The organism is Psychrobacter sp. CMS30 (genome assembly GCF_904846565.1).
In the GTDB taxonomy this organism is placed as follows: domain Bacteria; phylum Pseudomonadota; class Gammaproteobacteria; order Pseudomonadales; family Moraxellaceae; genus Psychrobacter; species Psychrobacter maritimus.
Genome location: NZ_CAJHBF010000013.1, coordinates 1 through 22,003, shown reverse-complemented (window position 1 = coordinate 22,003; position 22,003 = coordinate 1). Strand labels below are relative to the sequence as shown.

General features: G+C 44.0%; 18 protein-coding genes. 14 read left to right on the top strand and 4 right to left on the bottom strand.

Annotated features, from left to right (window positions below; translation table 11 throughout):
• The first annotated feature begins 207 nt into the window (after positions 1-207).
• The 10 genes from rsmG (at position 208) to JMX94_RS08230 (ending at position 10,269) form a co-directional block, all read left to right on the top strand.
• Positions 208-924, top strand: coding sequence for a 16S rRNA (guanine(527)-N(7))-methyltransferase RsmG (gene rsmG, locus JMX94_RS08275; RefSeq protein WP_201564909.1), 717 nt, complete (start codon positions 208-210; stop codon positions 922-924).
• A gap of 192 nt (positions 925-1,116) precedes the next feature.
• Entirely contained in the window at positions 1,117-1,896 is a 780-nt protein-coding gene (locus JMX94_RS08270; protein WP_201564908.1) for a ParA family protein, read from the top strand.
• A 140-nt stretch (positions 1,897-2,036) separates the two neighbouring features.
• Positions 2,037-3,197 (top strand): ParB/RepB/Spo0J family partition protein, encoded by a 1,161-nt coding sequence (locus JMX94_RS08265; RefSeq protein WP_201564907.1) that lies wholly within the window; start codon positions 2,037-2,039, stop codon positions 3,195-3,197.
• Positions 3,198-3,277: 80 nt separating this feature from the next.
• The gene (locus JMX94_RS08260) at positions 3,278-4,018 is read left to right on the top strand and encodes a MotA/TolQ/ExbB proton channel family protein (RefSeq protein WP_201564906.1); all 741 of its coding nucleotides are present in this window, start codon (positions 3,278-3,280) and stop codon (positions 4,016-4,018) included.
• Between the two features lie 144 nt (positions 4,019-4,162).
• The gene (locus JMX94_RS08255; RefSeq protein ID WP_201564905.1) at positions 4,163-4,606 is read left to right on the top strand and encodes a biopolymer transporter ExbD; all 444 of its coding nucleotides are present in this window, start codon (positions 4,163-4,165) and stop codon (positions 4,604-4,606) included.
• Between the two features lie 144 nt (positions 4,607-4,750).
• Positions 4,751-6,538: a lipid A export permease/ATP-binding protein MsbA gene (gene msbA, locus JMX94_RS08250; protein ID WP_201564904.1), complete on the top strand. Its 1,788-nt coding sequence runs from the start codon at positions 4,751-4,753 to the stop codon at positions 6,536-6,538.
• Positions 6,539-6,586: 48 nt separating this feature from the next.
• A complete protein-coding gene (lpxK, locus tag JMX94_RS08245; protein WP_201564903.1) occupies positions 6,587-7,699 on the top strand; it encodes a tetraacyldisaccharide 4'-kinase in 1,113 nt (370 codons plus the stop codon).
• Between the two features lie 62 nt (positions 7,700-7,761).
• A complete protein-coding gene (kdsB, locus tag JMX94_RS08240; RefSeq protein ID WP_201564902.1) occupies positions 7,762-8,580 on the top strand; it encodes a 3-deoxy-manno-octulosonate cytidylyltransferase in 819 nt (272 codons plus the stop codon).
• 182 nt (positions 8,581-8,762) lie between these two features.
• The gene (locus tag JMX94_RS08235) at positions 8,763-9,881 is read left to right on the top strand and encodes a DNA polymerase III subunit delta' (RefSeq protein ID WP_227673569.1); all 1,119 of its coding nucleotides are present in this window, start codon (positions 8,763-8,765) and stop codon (positions 9,879-9,881) included.
• A 40-nt stretch (positions 9,882-9,921) separates the two neighbouring features.
• Positions 9,922-10,269, top strand: coding sequence for a PilZ domain-containing protein (locus tag JMX94_RS08230; protein WP_183617741.1), 348 nt, complete (start codon positions 9,922-9,924; stop codon positions 10,267-10,269).
• 144 nt (positions 10,270-10,413) lie between these two features.
• On the opposite strand, the gene ppk2 is transcribed toward JMX94_RS08230, so the two are convergent.
• Both ppk2 and JMX94_RS08220 read right to left on the bottom strand, forming a co-directional pair.
• Complete coding sequence (ppk2, locus tag JMX94_RS08225; protein WP_265088408.1) at positions 10,414-11,427, bottom strand: polyphosphate kinase 2; 1,014 nt, start codon at positions 11,425-11,427, stop codon at positions 10,414-10,416.
• 253 nt (positions 11,428-11,680) lie between these two features.
• Entirely contained in the window at positions 11,681-13,249 is a 1,569-nt protein-coding gene (locus tag JMX94_RS08220) for an acetyl-CoA C-acetyltransferase (RefSeq protein ID WP_201564900.1), read from the bottom strand.
• A gap of 663 nt (positions 13,250-13,912) precedes the next feature.
• Here JMX94_RS08220 and JMX94_RS08215 point away from each other — a divergent pair.
• The 4 genes from JMX94_RS08215 (at position 13,913) to JMX94_RS08200 (ending at position 18,961) form a co-directional block, all read left to right on the top strand.
• Complete coding sequence (locus JMX94_RS08215) at positions 13,913-15,313, top strand: 3-oxoacyl-ACP reductase (protein WP_201564899.1); 1,401 nt, start codon at positions 13,913-13,915, stop codon at positions 15,311-15,313.
• Positions 15,314-15,771: 458 nt separating this feature from the next.
• Complete coding sequence (locus tag JMX94_RS08210) at positions 15,772-16,686, top strand: MaoC/PaaZ C-terminal domain-containing protein (RefSeq protein WP_201564898.1); 915 nt, start codon at positions 15,772-15,774, stop codon at positions 16,684-16,686.
• A gap of 49 nt (positions 16,687-16,735) precedes the next feature.
• Positions 16,736-17,305, top strand: a complete 570-nt coding sequence (locus tag JMX94_RS08205; RefSeq protein ID WP_201564897.1) for a beta-lactamase hydrolase domain-containing protein — start codon at positions 16,736-16,738, stop codon at positions 17,303-17,305.
• 153 nt (positions 17,306-17,458) lie between these two features.
• Complete coding sequence (locus JMX94_RS08200; protein WP_201564896.1) at positions 17,459-18,961, top strand: serine hydrolase; 1,503 nt, start codon at positions 17,459-17,461, stop codon at positions 18,959-18,961.
• Positions 18,962-19,006: 45 nt separating this feature from the next.
• On the opposite strand, the gene JMX94_RS08195 is transcribed toward JMX94_RS08200, so the two are convergent.
• Complete coding sequence (locus JMX94_RS08195) at positions 19,007-20,257, bottom strand: sodium:proton antiporter (protein ID WP_201564895.1); 1,251 nt, start codon at positions 20,255-20,257, stop codon at positions 19,007-19,009.
• Between the two features lie 232 nt (positions 20,258-20,489).
• Positions 20,490-22,003, bottom strand: a 1,514-nt coding sequence (ilvD, locus tag JMX94_RS08190; RefSeq protein ID WP_201564894.1) for a dihydroxy-acid dehydratase, incomplete at its 5' end; no start/stop codon positions are given.

Below are 22,003 nucleotides of genomic sequence, written 5' to 3'. Positions count from 1 at the left end.
TGTATCATAGAGAGATGGGGGTTTTTACTAATTAGGTTGAGGCAATATTCATTTTGCTACGTTAAATTGCTGACGGTCCAAGAAGATAAGCCTTCAATATAGGTGTAGATAGTATAAGATGGCGTACATTGGCGCAATCTGCAACTATTCAATGGGCAGCCTGCATGATAAAATAGACGGTTCACATGTCAAAACTGGATAACCCGTATGTCAGATTCTACTAAAACCTCTTCATCATCTGCTAGCACGGGTAAAATTCATATTGACCCCACAGGTTTTGTAAAGCTCGGTGCGCAATTGCCAACACTTGCAAATATCTTAGCGCAATCAATAGATGAGCTGGGTCTTGCATTAAGCGCGACGCAGCAGCGCACGTTATTATTGTATTTAGACCAGCTTTTATTATGGAATAAAGCGTATAATCTGACCGCTATTACCGATCCAATCGAAGCACTTATCAAACATATCATCGATTGTTTGGCTATTATAACGCATTTACCGTCAGGGTCGCTGCTAGATATTGGCACGGGAGCGGGCTTGCCAGCGGTGATTATCGCTATCTGTCAGCCTGAGCGCCAATGTACCGCCCTTGATAGCAATCAGAAAAAAATTCGTTTTATTAAGCAAATCAGTAGCGAGCTTGGTTTGAGTAACATGCACCCAATCGCCTCGCGTATTGAAGCGCATGAAGCCAGCTATGAGGTGGTAACGTCGAGAGCTTTTGCCAGTCTGATTGATTTTGTCGAAGTCGCTCAGCCACGCTTGGCCGATAATGGTTATTTATGCGCGATGAAGGGTAAAGCGCCGAGCGACGAAGAGCTGCAAGCGCTAAATGACGCTTGGCAGATAAAGACGATTCCGTTAAATGTGCCGCGTTTACAAGATAGTCGTCATTTAATTGAATTATCTTATAAAAATGTCTAAGCTATGAGCACGCAACGCACCATAAGGCAACAATTGTTCTATAGTAATGAGTAAGTGGTCTTCTCATTTGTACGCAGGTGTTTAAACACCCTTATAGGTAAGCGTCAGGTATTTGAGTAATATAATAAGTAAAAGCAGCAAAAATGCTTCAGTAAAAATCAGTAACAGATCCTAATTAAATTGAGTGAGTGTATGGAAATCATAGCAATTGCGAATCAAAAAGGCGGCGTGGGTAAAACCACGACGGCAGTGAATTTGACCGCCAGCTTAGCGGCCAAGCGCAAGCACGTACTGCTGATTGACTTAGACCCACAGGGTAATGCCACCAGTGGCACGGGCGTGGATAAGAACCAATTAGAGCTGACCATCGCTGACGTACTGCTCGATGGTGTGTCGCTGTCTGAGGCGATTGTGAATAGTCCAGCTGGCTTTGATGTCATCGGTGCCAATCGTGATTTGGCAGGTTTGGACATCACCTTAATGAGTAGGACCAACAGCCATGAGTTGTTTAAAACGGCAATGGCGCAGTTGGTCAATGATCAAATCGCCGCCAATAAACCTGCTTATGATTATGTGATTATCGATTGTGCACCGAGCTTAAACTTGCTGACGATTAATGCCTTGGTTGCCACCGACAGCGTTATCATTCCGATGCAATGTGAATATTATGCGCTAGAAGGCTTGGCGGACTTGTCACAGACGATTGAGCGTCTCACTGAACTTAACCCTAAGCTGTATATTCGCGGCGTGGTCAGAACCTTATTTGATGCGCGTAATACCTTGGCGCGTGATGTGTCTGCTGAATTAGAGGCGCACTTTGGCGAGATTATGTACAAGACTCATATTCCAAGAAATATTCGTCTAGCAGAAGCGCCGGCACATGGTTTACCAGTTATCGCGTATGAAAGATGGTCAAAAGGTGCGCGCGCGTATCAAAAGCTGGCCGCTGAAGTGATGAAGCAAAGTCTTTAATCATAAGTTCTTAGTCAAAAGTCGTTAGTCATCATTTAGCTTGTTTAGTGTAAACATTAAAAACAGCAAATTATATTTATCAGTAAGCCGGCAGTAGTAAGCATTGGGCTTTTTATTTTAGCGTTAGAGGATAGGTAATCATGGCAAAGAAAAGAGGGTTGGCTGCCAATAGAGGCTTAGATGCCTTATTAGGGTCAATCAAAAAAGAAAAACAAATTGCCGCCTCTGCCTTACAAGATGATACGGTGGTGCGCGAGCCTACTGCGTCAGCTGCAATGCTAGAAACTGACATATCAGAAGCTAAAAAACAAGAACAGGATGCCAGTGTGGTAGGCACAGCTGCTGATACACAAGCGACTAAAAAGCCTTCTGCCTCGCCAGTGACAGAGCAGTCTACTGACAGTCATAATCGTAAAGCGCGGACGATGAAGAAAAGCCCTGCTAATAAAACTCGTACCAATGCGATAGACAATAGCGCCTCTGAAGACCAGATAAGCTTGGTGCAAATCGATGTTACGCGTCTGCAAGCAGGGAAATATCAACCGCGCCGTGATATGAGTGAAACGGCGCTGGCAGAATTGGCTTCTTCTATTGAACAACATGGCGTCATGCAGCCGATTGTTATTCGTCCATTACTGGCGAATGAAGACAAAAGTGAGGCCTTGGTTACGCATGAAATTATCGCTGGTGAGCGCCGCTGGCGTGCGGCAAAAATGGCGGGTAAATCGGTTATACCAGCGATTGAGCGTGCGTTATCCGATGAGCTGGCAATTGCGCTGGCCTTGATTGAAAATATCCAGCGCGAAGACTTATCGGTGATTGAGCAGGCGGCTGCTTTACAGCGTTTCCATACGGAATTTGGTATGAGTCATGCCATGATTGCCGAAGTCGTTGGTAAGGCGCGTACCACGGTTTCAAACTTGTTACGTCTAAATCAGCTCCATGATACGGTCAAAGACCATTTGGCAAACAGTGCTTTAGATATGGGGCATGCCCGTACATTATTGGCGTTATCATCAGAACAGCAGCCTATCATTGCGCAAAAAATCATCGATGCTGGTATGACGGTGCGCGAAGCTGAAAAGTTAGTCAAATCCATTTTACAACCAGCGCCAAAAGCCAGTCGCCCTGAGCAAGTACAGTCTCGCGATGTTGAGCGCTTAACCCAGCGTTTAACCGATATGTTAGGCGCGGAAGTAAAGCTCAAACACAAAAAAGACGGGCAGGGTAGTGTTGAGATATTCTTCCATAGCCAAGATCAGCTAGCAGCCTTAATTAAGCATATAGAAGCTCAGGCTTAGCTTATTTGAGTGTTTTGTACTAACCATACAAATATTAAAACATCTTTTAATAATTAATAAAAATATAGAAGAGAGTCCGTATGTGGGAGCTGGTAAAAGCAGGTGGTTGGCTGATGACACCTATCGTGGTGTGCTCAATATTGGCATTGGTTATTATTATCGAGCGTAGTCATACTTTACAATTTAATAAGATTGCGCCCAATAGATTGCGCGAACAGCTGATAAACCGCCTACGTGAAAACGGTGATATCGGTCGTACGCAGTTGATGAATGTCAAAGAAAAAACCCCTTTGGGTGATATTCTAGCGACCGGTCTGCTTTACCGCCAATACGGCTTAGACTCGATGACAATGCATATGCAAAACCGTGCCAGTGTGCAAGTGCATCAATTAGAGAAAAATATCAATATGCTTGGCACCATTGGGGCGATTGCGCCATTGCTTGGTTTGTTGGGTACGGTATTAGGTATTATCTCGTCGTTTTTGGCGATTACGGATGGCGCGATGCAAGACCCAACGATGTTGGCGGCTGGCGTGTCACAGGCTTTGATTACCACTGCTGCTGGTATGATTGTGGCTATCCCAGCTTTGGTTGCTTATCGTTATTTTCAGCGCCGTATTATCGATATCAATGCGCAGTTTGAAACGCAAGCGGGACTGATGATTCAAGAGTTATATGACTATCAATTGTTAGATAATATCAACAGTTCTGCTATGTCTCAGTCGATTACTCATGCAGCAGTAGATGATAAATCGAGTCATGTAAGTAATGAGCTTTCGATTGACACCTCAGATTTAAATCATACGGCGGCAGCGACTTAACTCTATTGTTTGTATTATGGTAGGGCGTGTCCTCATTTTAAAAATGGTGATAAAAATGAGGACACGCCCTAATTAATGATAAAAATAATAGTATGAATCACTGCTTATTAAATATATACCTTTAAGCACATTAAAGAGACTGATATGCGCTTTAGAAAACCAACCGTTGAGCCGCTTGAAATCAATCTCACGCCCATGATTGATTGCTTATTATTTTTAATTGTATTTTTACTTTTGGCGACCTCTTTTAATCATTTCAGTCGTTTAAATATCATTCTTCCCGAAGCTGAAGGTGTGGCGCTGACAGAAGAGAAAAACAGTATTGAAGTTGCCGTGCAAGAAGATGGCAGTTATTTAGTCAACGGAATTACCCTTGCTAGTAGTAACGAGGCTGAATTGACCAGCATGCTACAGCAAGAGACGGGAAGTAATCGTGATATGCTATTTGTAATTGCTGCCGATGCGAATGCCACGCATCAATCCGTGGTACGCGTTATGGATATCGCTGGTAAATTGGGTTTTTTAAATTTAAATATCAGTACGGTTGTGCCACTTGGTCAGCCTTTACCGCAATCATCAGCACAATAATTTTTATGATATTTGATAAGGTGGTAAAGCGTATTAAGCATTACCACTATTATTCTAAAAGCCTTTAATGCTTTATCTTATAACCAAGCGCTACTGCTGCATCCGTGTCATTTATTCCTTCTTTATACCTAAATTGAGGCTTTTATGAGCCAAGCTAATCAACCTGACTCTAAAAAAACTTCTGCTAAAAAGCTATCAGCAGCGCCATCAAGTACGCCTAAACATAAGACCTTATTACGTCTATTAAGCTACCTTAAACCGTATTGGTGGGCGCTAATATTAGTCATAATAGGCTTTGCTATTAATGCGGCGACAGAGATTTGGATTGCCAAATTATTACAATATATCACTGATGCCATCAATCAAAATGATCAAAGCAAGCAAGATTTATTTCCGTTTATTATTGTCCTGTTGTTTTTCGTTCGCGGCGTAGGAAGCTTTTTAGGTAACTACTATACGGCGTTAGTCTCGCGCAATCTTGTGTATGAGCTACGTGTGCAGGTTTTTAATAAGTTACTGCGTTTGCCAAGCTCGTTTTATTTAGCGAATCCAGCAGGGACGATTTCATCCAAGCTTATTTTTGATGTTGAGCAGGTAACTGCAGCCAGCACCGATTCGATGAAGACTCTATTACGCGATGGCTTGACAGTCGTGGCTTTGATAGGTTTCTTGCTTTATAGCAACTGGCGTTTGACCTTGATTTTGTTTGTCGTGCTGCCACCGATTTTATGGCTCATAAGGGTAGCCTCAAAGCGTTATTTAAAGCTTTCAAAGGGTATTCAAGAAACCATGGGCGATGTCAGCCATATTACTAATGAAGTGATTAATGGCTATCAAGTGGTGAAAAATTATGGCGGACAAGCCTATGAATCTAAGCGCTTTGATACAACGTCGAAGAAAAACCTGCGCCAAGGGATGAAGGTCGTTGTCACCAATAGCATTAATACTCCTGCTGTACAGCTGTTGATGGCGATAGCCATGGCGGTGGTGGTATGGCTCGCCCTGCGCCCTGCGGTGATAGATAATATCTCAGCAGGTGAGTTTATCTCCTATATTGCTGCCGCAGGATTACTAAGTAAGCCTGTGCGTTCATTGACAGATGTCAATCAACAGTTGCAAAGAGGGCTCGCGGCCGGTGAGTCAATATTTGCTTTACTAGATGAGCCAGAAGAAGCAGATACCGGTGTACTTAGTCCTACTTTGGCAGGTGAAATTAAACTGGATAATGTCAGTTTGGTTTATCCTGATTCAACTGTGGCGCTGCGTGACTTTACTTTGGATGTGCGTGCAGGCGAGACCGTGGCATTGGTTGGACGTAGCGGCGCTGGTAAATCTTCTTTAGTCAACTTGCTTACCCGTACCTTAAATACTTCTTCTGGGCAAATTACCCTTGATGGTATGCCGATTGAAGATATAAAACTTGAAAGCTTGCGTGCGCAGATTGCGATGGTCAATCAGCAAGTAGTGCTGTTTAATACTACGGTGTTTAATAATATTGCCTATGGAAGTTTGGCTGATAAAACTCAAGCTGAGGTCGAGCGGGCTGCAAAAGACGCTTTTGCCCATGATTTTATTATGAAAATGCCAAATGGCTATCAAAGTGAAATTGGCGCTGAAGGTTTGCAGCTGTCTGGTGGTCAACGCCAGCGCCTCTCTATTGCTCGAGCATTACTAAAAGATGCGCCGATTTTGATTTTAGATGAAGCCACCAGTGCTTTAGATAATGAGTCAGAATATTACATTCAGCAAGCACTTGATAATGTTATGAAAGACCGTACCACGCTAGTGATTGCGCATCGTTTAACGACGATTGAGTCCGCTGACCGTATTGCTGTTTTAGATGGTGGTCAGATTGTTGAGCTAGGCACGCATGCTGAGCTGATGCAATTGCAGGGTCATTATGCGCAAATGTATGCGCGTGACTTTGAGTAAATGTACTGAATAAACTTGCTGTATAAATAGGATAAGTAACAAATCATCATGAGTATTGAAACCACAATGACGCGTGCATGGCAACGTCAGGCCGCTTGGCTCTGGCTACTGTTGCCTGTGAGCTGGTTGTATGGATTCATTACGATGCTACGTCGGCAGGCTTATAAAATAGGCCTGCTTTCAAGTTATCGTGCGCCTATTCCAGTAATGGTTATCGGTAATATTACGGTAGGTGGCAGCGGTAAGACACCGTTAATTATTGAATTAGTCACTTACCTACAAAAGCAAGGCATAAAGGTAGGTGTTATCAGCCGTGGTTATGGCGGTGATAGTAGCCAGATGCCAGCTTTGGTGCATGCTGATAGTTTGCCAAGCATCGTAGGTGATGAGCCCTCTTTAATTGTTAATACGACAGGCGCTGCTATGGCAGTATGCCCCAATCGTAAACAAGCGATTACAACCTTATTAAACGCTTACCCTGATTTACAACTGATTATTGCTGATGATGGCTTGCAGCATTATGCGCTGCAACGTGATATCGAATGGATAGTGGTTGATGCGTTACGCGGCTTTGGTAATCAGCAGCTGCTACCAACCGGTTTTTTACGTGAGCCTATGTCGCGCTTACAAGGTGCAAATGTGGTCTACCATGAAAAAGCAGAGATGGTAGCGACGGATAATAATCAAGCTCAAGCTAAGCGTTTAACCATGCATCTACAAGCTGATAAATTACAGCTTTTGTGGTCTTCTTCTGCTGAGATAGATGACTCAAATGTCACAGAAGAAAAAATGCCTATGCCACCTATGCCAAACAGTCGGGTACATGCGGTAAGCGGTATCGGCTATCCACAGCGTTTTTTTGATACCTTACTATCGCTCGGTTTCGATGTCATTGGCCATGCTTATCCGGATCATTATGATTTTAGCCTGCATGAGCTTTTACAATATACCGAGCAGCCTATCATTGTCACCAGTAAAGACGCGGTCAAAATCAAGGCGCTGCTATTGGATGCGATTAGCCACCAGCCACTTAGTAAAGAGTATCAAGAGCTTGTGAGTCGACTATGGGTATTGCCAGTGACTGCGGTGTTATCGAACAGTTGTTATGACAGCTTACAGCAGCAATTAAAAGCTTTAAATATTGATATCAATAATGGCTAAAAGCCTAAAAGCCTAAAAGCCTAAAAGCCTAAAAGCTTAAATAATTTTTATAGGAATAAATCATGTCCTCAGCAACTAAAACAATGCCAGCCAAAACGCATATTGTTATTCCTGCGCGCTTTAAAAGTACCCGTTTACCCGGCAAGCCATTATTAACTATCCATGGCAAACCGATGATACTGTGGGTAGCTGAAAAGGCACAGTTGGCTGATTTTGCTGATGATATGTGTATTGCCACGGATGACGAAGCAATTGCCAAAGTTTGTAGAGAGGCAGGCTTTGATGTGGTGATGACGAGTAGCGCGCATGCCTCAGGCACTGACCGCTTGGCTGAGGTCGCTGCTATTAAAGGCTGGGCTGAGCATGATATCGTGGTCAATATGCAAGGTGATGAGCCTTTAGTACCACCGTTATTATTAGAGCAAGTTAAAGCGTTGTTAGTACAAGATGCAGATAGCGTGATGGCGACTTTATGTGAACCTATCGAAGATTATGAGACGTTTATGCGTCCATCGGTCGTTAAAGTCGTCAGCCAGACCTCGAACCATCGACACCGCGCACTGTATTTTAGCCGTGCGCCGATTCCGTGCGACCGTGATGTTGTGTTGGCAAAGGACAGCGCTACACAGCAGCAAGCGCCAAAAAATGCTTATCGCCACTTAGGGTTATACGCCTACCGCGTCAGCTTGTTACAGCAGTTTGTACACTGGCCGCAAACGCCACTCGAAACACTGGAAAGCTTAGAGCAGTTACGGGTATTAGAAAATGGTGGCCATATTGCTATTGCCCCAGCCGCCTGTCATCTGCCAGCAGGCGTCGATACCCAAGAAGATTTGGATCGTCTAAATGCCATGAGTTTAATAGATTTTCAAAACTGCTAATGTAGATAATTAATAATAGCCTAAGTAAAAAACTAATATTTTTGATTAAAAATAATTGGTTTATTCGGTCTTTAAAGGTTTTAAGTGTATTAGCAGATTGAACATATTAAAGGTGTTCAGCGTGTTAAAGGTAGTGAACGCATTAAAAGCATTGAGCGATGACCATAAGTGAGATAACTGCAATGACCAGCACAGTGCCTTTGACAGATAGTATTTATTTTGCACCGTTACTACCGTGGCAAAATGAGTTATGGTCGCAGCTGACCAAGCGGGTGTTAATGCCGCAGCAATCCTTACCGCACGCGCTCTTAGCGGCCGGTATGCAAGGGATGGGTAAGCGTGCTTTTGTCTGGCGCTTGGTAGCATGGTTATTATGCCGCGAGCGCGATAGCCATCCGCTCGGCGCTTGCGGCGTTTGTGAGAGCTGTCAATGGCTTAGATCAGGGACGCATCCAAGCTTACAAGTCTTGCCAATGATTAGTATGCCAGTCAGTGCCGATAATGCTCATGCTAAAGAAGCAGCAACTAGCACCGCAAAAGACAAAAAATCTGCCAAAGCTGCTAGTAACGCCGCATTGAAAATAAAAGTCGATGATATCCGTGCTCTACAGCCATTTATTTATCAAGGCGGGCAGGGTATGCGGATTTGTGTGCTAGATTATGCAGAGCAAATGACCATTGCTGCGGCTAATGCGCTGCTTAAAACTTTGGAAGAGCCACAAGCGCAAGTGCATTTATTCCTCATCAGCGATACTCCGGCGCAGTTACTGCCAACCATAAAAAGCCGCGTTCAGCAGCTGGCATTGCAAACGATTGATCCTGCTGTTTCAGTCGATTATGTCACTCATGCTTTAGGCAGTACGGTCAACCGTGAGGCGGTCGGCACGGCGGCCATTGAGCAGCTGATACAATTGGCAAATGGCGCACCTTTAGCAGCGGTGGCCCTTGCACAAGCGCCTTGGTATAGTAAGCGCGCGTTATGGCTGACAACGTGGCAAGCGTTACGTAGTGGTAAACGCAGTAGCATTGCGGCAAGCGATTATTGGCAAACTCAGCTGAGTATGAGCGAGTTTATTCAACTGTCGGAGCTGATGCTGGTCGATATGCGCCGCGTATGTTTGGGTCTCGATGCGCTGCAAAAGGACATTGATTTATCCGCCTCTTTCAGCAATTATAAACCTGCTGAAAGTAGCTTTGAGGCGTTTATAAACAGTCTACAACAAACAAAAATCGCCCTACAACAAAATGTGCAAGAAAAATTCGCTTATGATAAGCTGATGCAAGAATTGGCGTATTTATAAATTAAAATAAAGTAAACCTCACTCATAAAGGAAGCTAACTATGGCAATGCCAGGACGTGGCGGGATTTTAACCTGTCATATTGAAGATATGGAAACGTTATACGCAAGCTATTTATCCTTTGTGACCAATGGCGCGTTGTTTGTGCCGTCTGATAGAATACAAAAACTGGGCGATGAGGTGTTTATTGCCGTGACTTTGCCCAATTCTAGCGAACGCTTGCCTATGAACGGTAAGGTGGTTTGGATTAATTCTAAAAGCCAAAGTGGCCGTCCAGCAGGCTTTGCGGTGCAGATAGGTACAGATATCGCTGGGCTAAGAATTAAAAATGAGGTCGAGCGTTTATTGGCCGGTAAGATTGATAGTTTACAGTCGACTTATACCATGTAGTGTTCCTACAGATCAGAAATCGTATTCGCTATGATTAATATAAATACTAGCGAAATAATATAAAAAAAGCAGCCTTATAAATATATAAGGCTGCTTTTTCATGCGTCATATTTTATTGAATAATACGTGTATAAATTTGTTTATTTAATAACGTGGTGGCACATACATATCATCAGGAATCGGCTCGCGGTAATATTCGTCATCGCGCTTGCGTTCAGGCAGCTCGACCTCATCACGCGGTACTTCTTGATAAGGGATTTGCTCAAGTAAATGGGCAATACAGTTTAGCCGTGCGCGTTTTTTATTATTACCTTCGACCACCCACCACGGCGCTTCAGGAATATGCGTGCGCTCAAACATGGTCTCTTTAGCCTTGGTATAATCCTCCCAGCGGCGGCGTGATTGCAAATCCATCGCCGACAGTTTCCACTGTTTAAGAGGGTCATGAATACGGCTCATAAAACGTGAATGTTGCTCATCATCGGTAATCGAAAACCAATACTTGACCAAGCGAATACCTGAACGTACCAGCATGCGCTCAAATTCAGGTACTGATTGGAAAAACTCTTCGTACTGGGCATCGGTACAAAATCCCATGACGCGCTCGACGCCCACACGGTTATACCAGCTGCGATCAAATAAGACAATTTCACCAGCAGCAGGCAGATGCGCCACATAGCGCTGGAAATACCACTGCGATTGCTCACGTTCTGTTGGAGCCGGTAGGGCAGCCACTCGGCAAACACGTGGGTTTAAGCGCTGAGTAATACGCTTGATAGCGCCGCCTTTACCAGCAGAATCACGCCCTTCAAATATCACGACGATACGCTCACCATATTCAACCACCCAATCTTGCAGCTTAATAAGCTCTCGTTGCAGCCGCAGTAATTCTTGAAAATAGGTACGGCGATCAAGCTTTTCTTGCTCACTCATCTCGCGCCCATCAAAACGAAAGTCGCGTACGTAATCGTCTATCTCATTTTCAAGCTCTTCATCATAGCTATCTATCAAGTCTTGATGCATTTTTCGGCGCAGCTCATCGCCAAACACCTCTTTATCCATTCGGGTAATGAAGCTGCCTTGTTCAAGCGCTGATAGCTCACGCCGCTTGGTCGTGGTTAAGGTTTGCTGATCAATCGACGAGGGATCCTTGCTCATAGTAAGCTCCTAATACCTATTTTTATGACTGCCTTTTATGATGACAGCTCTTTATATGACAACCTTTTATATGAATGCCCTTTATAAAGCTATTTTAACATATCTAATGATGCAGCTATGAGTGAGCAGTGTTTGCTTGTTGCATTCGCTTTATAACACTTTTATTTAGACAAAAAAACACCCTCTAATCATTGGATTAAAGGGTGTTTTAAAAGCTTAACGCTATTGACTGTCTAAGGACATCTTAGAGTAATTATTTTTCTAAGATGCAAGTTACGCCTTGACCACCAGCGGCGCAGATAGAGATAAGCGCGCGACCTGAACCTTTTTGATCCAGTAATTTAGCAGCAGTAGCTAGGATACGACCACCCGTTGCAGCAAATGGGTGACCGGCGGCAAGTGATGAACCATTAACGTTTAGCTTGCTACGATCGATAGAACCTAATGGCGCATCAAGACCTAGACGCTCTGAACAGAACTTCTCATCTTCCCAAGCCGCAAGGGTTGATAGTACTTGTGAGGCAAATGCTTCATGAATCTCATAAAAATCAAAATCTTGCAAGGTCAGACCAGCACGCTCAAGCATACGCGGTACGGCATAAGCTGGCGCCATCAGTAAGCCTTCTTTATCGCCAGACTTACCGATGAAGTCAACAGCAGCGGTTTCTTGATGAACGATATAAGCCAATGGCTTCAGGCCATTTGCTGCAGCCCACTCATCAGTACCTAGTAGTATACAAGAAGCACCATCAGTTAGCGGTGTAGAGTTAGCCGCTGTCATGGTTGGGTTGGCGTTCTTTTTACCAAATACAGGCTTTAATTTAGCTAATTTCTCTAAAGTAGTATCTGGGCGCAAGTTGTTGTCGCGCGTCAGGCCTTTATATGGGGTGATTAGGTCATCAAAGAAACCTTCATCATAAGCGCGCGCTAGGTTTTGATGGCTAGTAAAAGCAAGCTCATCTTGTGCTTCACGGCTGATGTTCCACTCAAGTGTGGTAATCGCTTGATGGTCGCCCATTGATAAACCAGTACGGGGCTCGCCATTTTGCGGGGTATCAAGCAAGTCTTTTGGATTTAAACCCATTAGCGCTTTTAGACGTTGTTTGTTGTCTTTAGCAGCGCCCAATTTAATTAACACTTTACGTAAGCCATCGCCAACTGCGATAGGCGCGTCAGAAGTCGTATCAACACCGCCAGTAATGGCCGAATCGATAATACCAAGGGCGATTTTATTGGCAGAAGCAAACGTTGCTTGCAAGCCAGTACCACAAGCTTGTGAGATATCATAGGTTGGGGTATGTGGGTTCAATGCCGTGCTTAGTGTTGCTTCACGCGTTAAGTTGATATCGCGGCTCAGTTTCATGACTGCACCAGCAACCACTTCACCGACTTTTTTGTCTTGTAAGTTAAAACGCTCAACCAAACCATCTAACGCTGCGGTTAACATGTCACTGTTGCTGACATCTGCATAAGTACCGTTTGAGCGAGCAAAAGGAATACGGTTGCCGCCTAAGATAGCCACACGATGTTGACCTGAGCTAAGCTTGGTTGGGCTGGCTTTTTTAGCAGTAGTAGTGGTTTTGTTAGCGCTAGTCGTATCCGCTTTTTTATCAGCTTCTTTGGCTTTGTTGTCATCTTTAGCAGCGCTGTCTTTTTTAGGGCTGGCTGTTTTTGTATCAGTAGCTTTAGTGTCGTTGGCTTTAGTATCTGCTTTTTTCGACTCAGTCGCTTTTGCAGCTGATTCGGTATTTTTTGTATCGCTAGCTTTTACAACGGTGCTTTCAACAACAGGGCTATCAGGGTGATTGTTTTTATTACTCATAATATTATCCTTAAAAAGTATGGGTAGAAGAAAAAAGGGAAGAACGTATTAATGAAAAAAAGCAGTAAAAAAGTGCTTAATAAAAAGTCTTAAAACGTTGAAAAAATCGTATACAGATACTATTACTGAATGATTGCTGTCTAATGACAGCGATTATATTACATAACAATGGTAAAATGCAGTGGCTTATCATAAGGCGTTTTTTACGGCCTTACTGTATGCCTTTGGCAAATGATGTGACACTATGTTTAAGCTATCGCAAGGGTTAATAACGCTTCACGTCAGTTAACAACAGCCATTTCGACTGGCTAGTGTTGATTATTTGCATTGCATAACAGAGCTTTTGATAATATATTGTTATCTATAAATGCGTTTGCCATAACTTATACGTTAGATTTTAGCATAAGTTTGGTGTTTTTGACCCGAGAAAAAGTGGCCATCTTGTATACTGGCTTGTCTACAGATTGTTATAGACATTAGTGGCTTTTGGACTTGTTTCGCATGGAAGTGTATAGTTGAGGCAGTTTTAAGCTCATTTACTAAATGCTAATAATTTTTATCAATGATAGTGCTGGTGAGTCTTTATAATAGGCGCATTGCATTTTTGTTTACTATTATTTACCCGTTAATTTTTATCTTACTCGTTAATTATAGGATTATATTATGTCAGACCGTTATGGTGATTTTGTTCAGTCTTCTATTGGTAAAAAAGTAGCAAAAAACTTAGGCTTGCCTATGCCAGTAGAGCTTGATCGTTTTGATAGTGGCCAGCCTGCGGTACGTGGTAGCGTATTGGTTGGTCGTGCTAATGGTGATAATACCGCCATCAGTGAGTCAGTAGCCCGTATTTTGTCAGAGCTGCACGCTGACGTGTTTGTAAATAGCAGTGATAATGTGAAAGATGCGCTGTCTGATGCCGGCGTTAAAGCCAAGGCCAATACGGGCAGCGATGATAAATTTAAAGTCCTATTATTTGATGCCGGTAATATCAGTAATGCTGATGAGCTAAAGCAAGTGTATGAATTCTTTCATGCCGTTGCGCGCCGCGTCGAAAAGTCAGGTCGCGTTATTGTTATCGGTCGTCCACCAGAAGACATCACGGATATTGAAGCGGCATTGGCTCAGCGCGCGCTTGAAGGTTTTGTGAAGTCGGTCGGTAAAGAGTTTAAGCGTGGTATCACAGCCCAGCTTATCTATGTTGCCGAAGGCGCTGAGCAAAACTTAGACTCAACATTACGCTTTTTCACCTCAGCACGTTCAGCCTATGTTTCAGGACAAGTGGTACGTGTCAGTAACGGCGCTAACGTTGACGTTGATTGGGCACAGCCTTTGGGCGGCAAAACCATGCTAGTGACTGGCGCAAGTCGCGGTATTGGTGAAGCCATTGCTCGTGTTTTAGCACGCGAAGGCGCTCACGTTATTTGTCTTGATGTACCACAGCAGCAAGCTGACTTACAAAAAGTGGCAAGCGAAATCAGTGGTTCAGTCTTAACAGTCGACATCACCAGTGAAGATGCGGGCAAAGAAATCGCTGAAGCCGCGCAAAAACGTGGCGGTTTAGATTCGGTGATTCATAATGCTGGTATCACGCGTGATAAAACGCTTGCCAACATGGACGAGCAAAAATGGGATATGGTCATCAATATCAACTTGGGCAGTATTGCCAAGCTAAACCGCTATTTGCTTGATAATGATGTGCTAAAAGAAAATGCGCGTATTGTTTGCGTCTCATCAATCTCAGGTATCGCCGGTAACTTAGGTCAAAGTAACTATGCAACCTCGAAAGCAGGCGTCATTGGTTTGGTCAATGCCACTGCTAAACAGTTAGAAGACAATGCGAAAGGTATGACGATTAACGCTGTTGCCCCAGGATTTATCGAAACGCAAATGACAGAAGCGATTCCATTTGCCATTCGTGAAGCCGGTCGCCGTATGAACTCAATGAGCCAAGGCGGCTTGCCAGTAGACGTAGCTGAAACCATTGCATGGTTTGCTTCACCAGCTTCTGGCGGCCTAAATGGCAACATCGTACGTGTGTGTGGTCAAAGCTTATTAGGTGCTTAGTAAATATAATGCAGGCAAAATTTTGCTTAATAACATAGATGATTAATCTCAATTAAGCTTGCACTAAGTATATGATATCCAGTAAGGTTTTAGATTTACCTCACATATGCTTACGAAAAAATTGCTGATAAATTGTAATAAAGCTGCCCTAGGGTGGCTTTTTTATGATAAAAACACAGTAATAATAACTTGCCAGGTTTTTTATGTTGGCGGCGGGTTATTACTATAATGATAAATAGCTGGATTGGGTAAAGGGAGTGACCCTCTTTGTTGGGCGAAATTACCTTTTAATCAAAACCTATATTAATCAGAATAAGTGTCAATATTACTTAAAGCAAGTATTAATCAAAGTAAATATTAATCAAAGTAAGTATCAGTCAAAGCACTTACTAATAAACGAATGCATCGCATTTTACATCTAGCTAGAAAATTTGCTCAAGCCCCACTTAGGATTTATTATGTCAGACAAACATTATGATGCGTTGCCAAAAGCGCATACCACTTATGCTAATATTGTTAAGAGCTTATTGCCTATTGGTAATAGCGGTAAAATCAGTCGCGATCAATTGCCACAAGCGACCTATTATGTAGATGACTTGCACATCGATCAAAGCAATCTTGATGACTATCGTAAGATTTGTGGTTTCGCTGATAATGGCAAAGTGCCTGTGACGTATTTTTCGGTCTTATCACAGACGTTGCAGATGAATATGATGGTCAAAGAGCCGTTTCCATTTGCCATGCTAGGTTTGGTACACGTGGATAATAGCGTCACTCAGTATCGTCCTATCGGTGAGCGTGAAACGGTTGCCATGGCGGTAAAATTTGATAACTTGCGTGACCATGCCCAAGGTCAGCAGTTTGATTTTGTCACCACGGTAAAATCAAACGATGAAGTCATTTGGGAAGGGACCTCTACTTATTTATCACGCGGCAAAAAATCAGGCAGCAAAGATAAAAAAAGCACGCCGCGCCCAGTAACCGTGAAGCCAGCAGTCAATGAAGACGGTGTGCACAGCATCTTTGAAGTACCAGAAGATATCGGTCGTCGTTATGCGTTTGTTTCAGGTGACTTTAACCTTATCCATCTGCACCCGCTATCAGCACGCGCGTTTGGTTTCCCAAAAGCCATTGCTCATGGTATGTGGTCAAAAGCCAAATGTTTGGCTTTAATGGATGAGCTGCCAGATGCTTGCACGGTTGAAGTGTCATTTAAACTGCCTATCTTTTTGCCCGCTGAAGTAGAGCTTATCGCGGAACCAGTCGCACAGCTTAAAAATGCAGAAGATAGCTGTGAGTTTGGCTTATATAGCGCTAAGAATGACAAGCCGCATCTTGCAGGTGTGATTAAATTGCAAGCTGACAACCAGTAAAATAGGCCATATTTTTTAACATTCATATTTCACGAACACATCACTAATTATGACTTTACATGAAAATGCAATAAGCGCAGCTGAGCCTGATAGTTCAGCGGTGATAGACCAAAGCGCTGCTAATGAGCAAAACGATGCTAACGAACAAAATGCTGCAAGCGCTATAGATAACGGTATCAATTTAGCAAGTATATTTGAGCCTTATTTTCGTCCGGAGGCAAATACCATTGTCTGCGGTGCACTCGATGAAGCAAAAGTAGCCGCTTTGGCGGCCGCTGGCGTTGAGTTGGTGATTAACCTGCAGCCTGATGACGAGTTAAGTTTTGATGAACGAGCGGCGGTCGAGGGTGCTGGCATGGCTTATGAGCAGCTACCTATAAGCGGTGCGAATGATTTAAGACAGCTAAAGATATTGGCGTTTGATAACATCCTACGTCAGCATCATGGCAAAAAAACCGTTATGCATTGTGGCTCTGGCAATCGTGCTGGCGCAGCAATCGCACTGCGTGCTGGCTGGCTACGTGGGCGTAAAATGGATACGGCGATGGAACGTGGGCGTAGTCATGGTTTGACGAAGCTTGCAGAAGAGGTTCATAATCGTTTATTAGTGCCACGCTAAGCTATCGTCGATGTCATTTAAACTGATTAGCAGGGCTCAATAAAAAGGCGACCAATAGGTTGCCTTTTTTACGAGAAAATTTTATCAGCAGGTAGTTTTTTAAGTGTAATAACGGTCTTTTATAACTCAGATTAAAAATAAAGCGAGTAAATAATGATAAAAAATAATGAACAAGCAAATAATAACAACGTCCATGAATCAAGTAGACCTAATGAAGCGATTAATTCAACTGTAACCATTAACCTTGATCTTCAGCAACGATTACAACAACTGCTAACGGACTTACAGCTTGATGATGCGCCAGCCGGTGGGGCATTAGTCGTTTATCAGGCGGGACAATGCATCGCTCAAGCCAGTGTGGGCATGGCACGCGCGGATTTGTCATGGAGTCCTGATACGTTATCGCTTAATTTTTCGACGGGTAAGGGTATTTTGGCGACCTTAGTACATGTATTGGTATCGCAGCAATTACTTGATTATGACCAACCGATTGCAGATTATTGGCCAGCTTTTGCGGCGCAGGGCAAAGAGCAGATTACGCTACGTCGCGTGATGTCGCATCAGGGCAATTTATTTTCCATTCAAAGTATCGATGTCGATAATGAAACCGTGCTTGATTGGAATATGATGCTAGAGAAAGTTGCTGCCATGCCGATAACCGCTCCCGAACAGAGTGAGTTATATGATAGCGCTTATAGCGCGCTGGTTTATGGCTGGGTGTTAGGCGGCGTGATAGAAGCCGTTACTGATATGCCATTAGCTGAGGCATTGCTTCATTATTTGACCGAGCCTCTTGGAATTGCAGATAGCTGTTATTTTGGCGTACCAGAGAACAAGGTGAATGACGTTGCGCATCTAGTTAAGTATTTTGAGACAGCAGAGCAGGTAGCAGAGCAAAAAGACGATTTAGGAACAAACCAAGAAAGCAGTCAACAAAGCGGGCAAGCGCGTCCTCGCCGTAGTAAACCAGTGTTAAGGGCGGACTCTGCCAATACTTTGCATATTTACACCAGTCTACCAAGCTATGCTTGTTGGCAAAAAAGAGCGCTAACCAATCAAGCAAGCGCAAGTGATGGTAAAAATGGAAGTATAAACGAAAGTACAACGGTAGGTGAGCTACCCAGTCTAGATACGGCAAAAATTAATCGTTTATACTTTAATAATAGCCAGCTTAATTTAAAAAATTATAAATCCGCTCTTATGTTAGCCAATAAGCAAGCTATTGATTATTATGATAAACGCACATTACAGGCTGTTATCCCTGCTGCCAATGGCGTGGCTTCAGCGCAAGCATTAGCGACTATTTATGCCATGCTAGCCAATGGCGGTACATGGCAGGGGCAGACACTCATTGATGAGCAAACCTTTCAGCAGCTATCAACCCCGCAAGTTACCGGCATGGATGCGGTGATGCCTGCAAAAATGAATTGGCGTTTGGGCTATCATCGCCGTTTTAGTCTTTGTGACAGCAAAGCGAGTAATGATAGGGTGCAAGGCTTTGGTCATATGGGTTATAACGGCTCGGTTGCTTGGTGTGACCCTACGCGGCAACTGTCATTGGCCTTTATCCATAATTTTGATGTAACGATGCTCAATGATATTCGTCAGTTTGCGTTGACGGAAGCGCTATTGGGTCTGATAGATGCTGAGATTTAATGAGCATTAATGCTTTATGAATATCTGTTTTATGGATGAAAAATGCTATTCGTACGTTTTATTCGGCGTCATTTTAAGCAGCCTTGTGGCACTTAAACCATGGATAAAGATAGAAGTTAAAATCACAATGGAGCACACTATCCAAAGTTTAAGGGCATCTTCATTATTAAAGAATCCTTGATTGAGGGCATAAGATAAATAATATAAAGTCCCAATACCGCGAATACCGAGGGCAGAAATAGCGTATTTTTCGGTACGCGGAAGGTTTAATCCTGATAAAGCGATAAAGCCACCAATAGGACGAATCAGTAATAAAAAGGTAAAGCTGACGATATAGACGCGCCACGTCAGCTCAACCCCCGCTTGCAAGCCTTGACCTAAGAACATACCAAAGATGACAAGCACTAAAGACATCAGCAAACCTTCTGATTGCTCAGCAAAATCGTGCAATTTGTGATGATAGCTGTGTTCACGTTCTGAGCGCCGAAAGGCAAAGGCTGCAACAAATACGGCAATAAACCCATAGCTATGTACATATTCTGCCAGTCCATAGGCGAGCAATGTGATGGCAATCACCACATACCCTTGTGAAATAGTGGTGTTGTGGCTGTATTTTGAAAACACCAGCTTTGCCAAAACTTTACCAACCACAATGCCAACTATCAGGCCTGCGCCAATTTTCCACAGCACATCATGGGTGAACCAAGACCACAGCATCTCACCCGTGAACTGCTGACCTCCGCTATAAGCTTCCGCTATCTTAATCGCGAGATAGACAAAAGGAAATGCGAGACCGTCATTTAGCCCCGCTTCTGAGGTTAAAGTAAAGCGCGGTGCATCTTCGCCGCCGGTGTTAGGCGGGCCTACTTGAATGCTAGAGGCTAGTACGGGGTCGGTCGGGGCCAGTACAGCGCCGAGCAAGATGGCAGCGCCCAGCGTCAAACCAAAAGCATAATAGCCTAAGACGGCCATTGCAAAAATACCAATCGGCATGGTGATAAGCAATAAGCGCACAGTCGGTCGCCATAAGTGCCACGATAGCTCAGTATCAATCTTAATACCCGCACCGACTAATGAAACTAATACCACAATCTCGGTCAGTTTTTCGATAATAAGACCATTATCAATCGGGTTTAAAAAAGATAAACTCGTCCACCAATAACCCATCAGTAAACCAAAGCTCACCTGTAACATGGGTAATGAAATGGGCGTGCGCTTAAAAATAATAGGAAACAGCGCCCCAAATAAAAAGGCAATGCCGCAGACCAATAAGAATAAATTATAATTTTCAATCATAAGTTTGCCGCACGCTGTTTTATAGGATTTAGAGATGCGATATTAGATGGTGTTTATTAGCTCTTAATAATGAGGCTAAACGCTTTTTAATACCGCAAAAAAACGTTATCAGAATGGCGGCTACGTTGTTTTTTGGTGAAAAAAAAGCCTGCATAGCGCAGGCTTTGGATAATTCTATAAGAGTATTGCTTTAAGACTGTAGTTTTAAAAACTTATAAGCAAAGTTTTTTGCTTAACGCTCAACTTGGCTCACATCACGGACGGCACCAGTATCGGCACTGGTCGTCATAGCCGCATAAGCACGTAGAGCAGGAGAGACGTGACGCTCACGACTCACAGGCTTCCATGCATCGCGACCGCGGGCTTCCATGGCTTCACGGCGAGCTGCCAACTCTTCATCACTGACCTGCATATTGATGGTGCGGTTAGGGATGTCGATATGAATGGTATCGCCTTCTTCTACCAAGCCAATCGCGCCGCCTTCAGCCGCTTCAGGGCTGGCATGACCAATTGATAAACCTGAAGTACCACCAGAGAAACGACCGTCAGTTAACAGCGCACACTCTTTGCCTAGACCTTTAGACTTTAGGTAAGTCGTTGGATACAGCATCTCTTGCATGCCAGGGCCACCCTTTGGACCCTCATAGCGAATGATGACCACATCACCGGCTACGATTTGATCAGCAAGCACAGCTGCTACGGCATCGTCTTGTGATTCAAAAATGCGTGCGCGTCCGGTAAAGACTAAGATGCTTTCATCGACGCCAGCGGTTTTGACCACGCAGCCACGTTCAGCGATGTTGCCGTATAGTACTGCTAAGCCGCCATCGGTTGAATAAGCATGCTGAGCACTACGAATACAGCCTGACTCACGGTTGACGTCGAGGTTCGGCCATTCTTTTGACTGCGAAAAGGCCTCAGTGGTACGGACGCCACCAGGAGCAGCGATATAACGTGCACGCGCCTCAAGATTGTCAGGGTTCATGATGTCCCATTTATCGATGGCTTCTTTCATCGTGGCGCTATGAATGGTTGGCAAGTCAGTATGGAGCAAGCCCGCACGATCAAGCTCGGCCAACAGCGCAAATACACCACCAGCACGGTGCACATCTTCCATATGGTATTTTTGCGATGCAGGAGCAACTTTTGCTAGGCAAGGCACACCGCGACTTAAACGATCGATATCATGCATTTTAAAATCGACTTCGGCTTCATTGGCGGCAGCTAGCAGATGCAAAATAGTATTGGTTGAGCCGCCCATGGCGATATCTAGAGTCATCGCGTTTTCAAAGGCGGCTTTGGTGGCGATAGAGCGCGGCAATACAGAATCATCATCTTGCTCGTAGCGGCGCTTGGCCAATGACACAATCGTGCGCCCAGCTTCTAAAAATAACTCGCGGCGCAGCGAATGAGTGGCTAATAGAGAGCCATTACCCGGTAATGCCAAACCTAAAGCTTCGGTCAAGCAGTTCATAGAGTTGGCAGTAAACATGCCGGAGCACGAACCACAGGTCGGACACGCTGAGCTTTCAATGGCTAAGACGTCTTCATCACTGATGCTATCATCAGCGGCATCCATCATCGCATCGACTAAATCAAGCTTACGAATCGCATTGCCTTTACTGTCAGTGGTATGGACGTCGCTACCGCCATCGTTGTTATGGCTGTGAGCTACGGTGCTGGCAATCACTTTACCCGCTTCCATCGGGCCGCCTGAAATAAACACCACTGGAATATTAAGGCGCA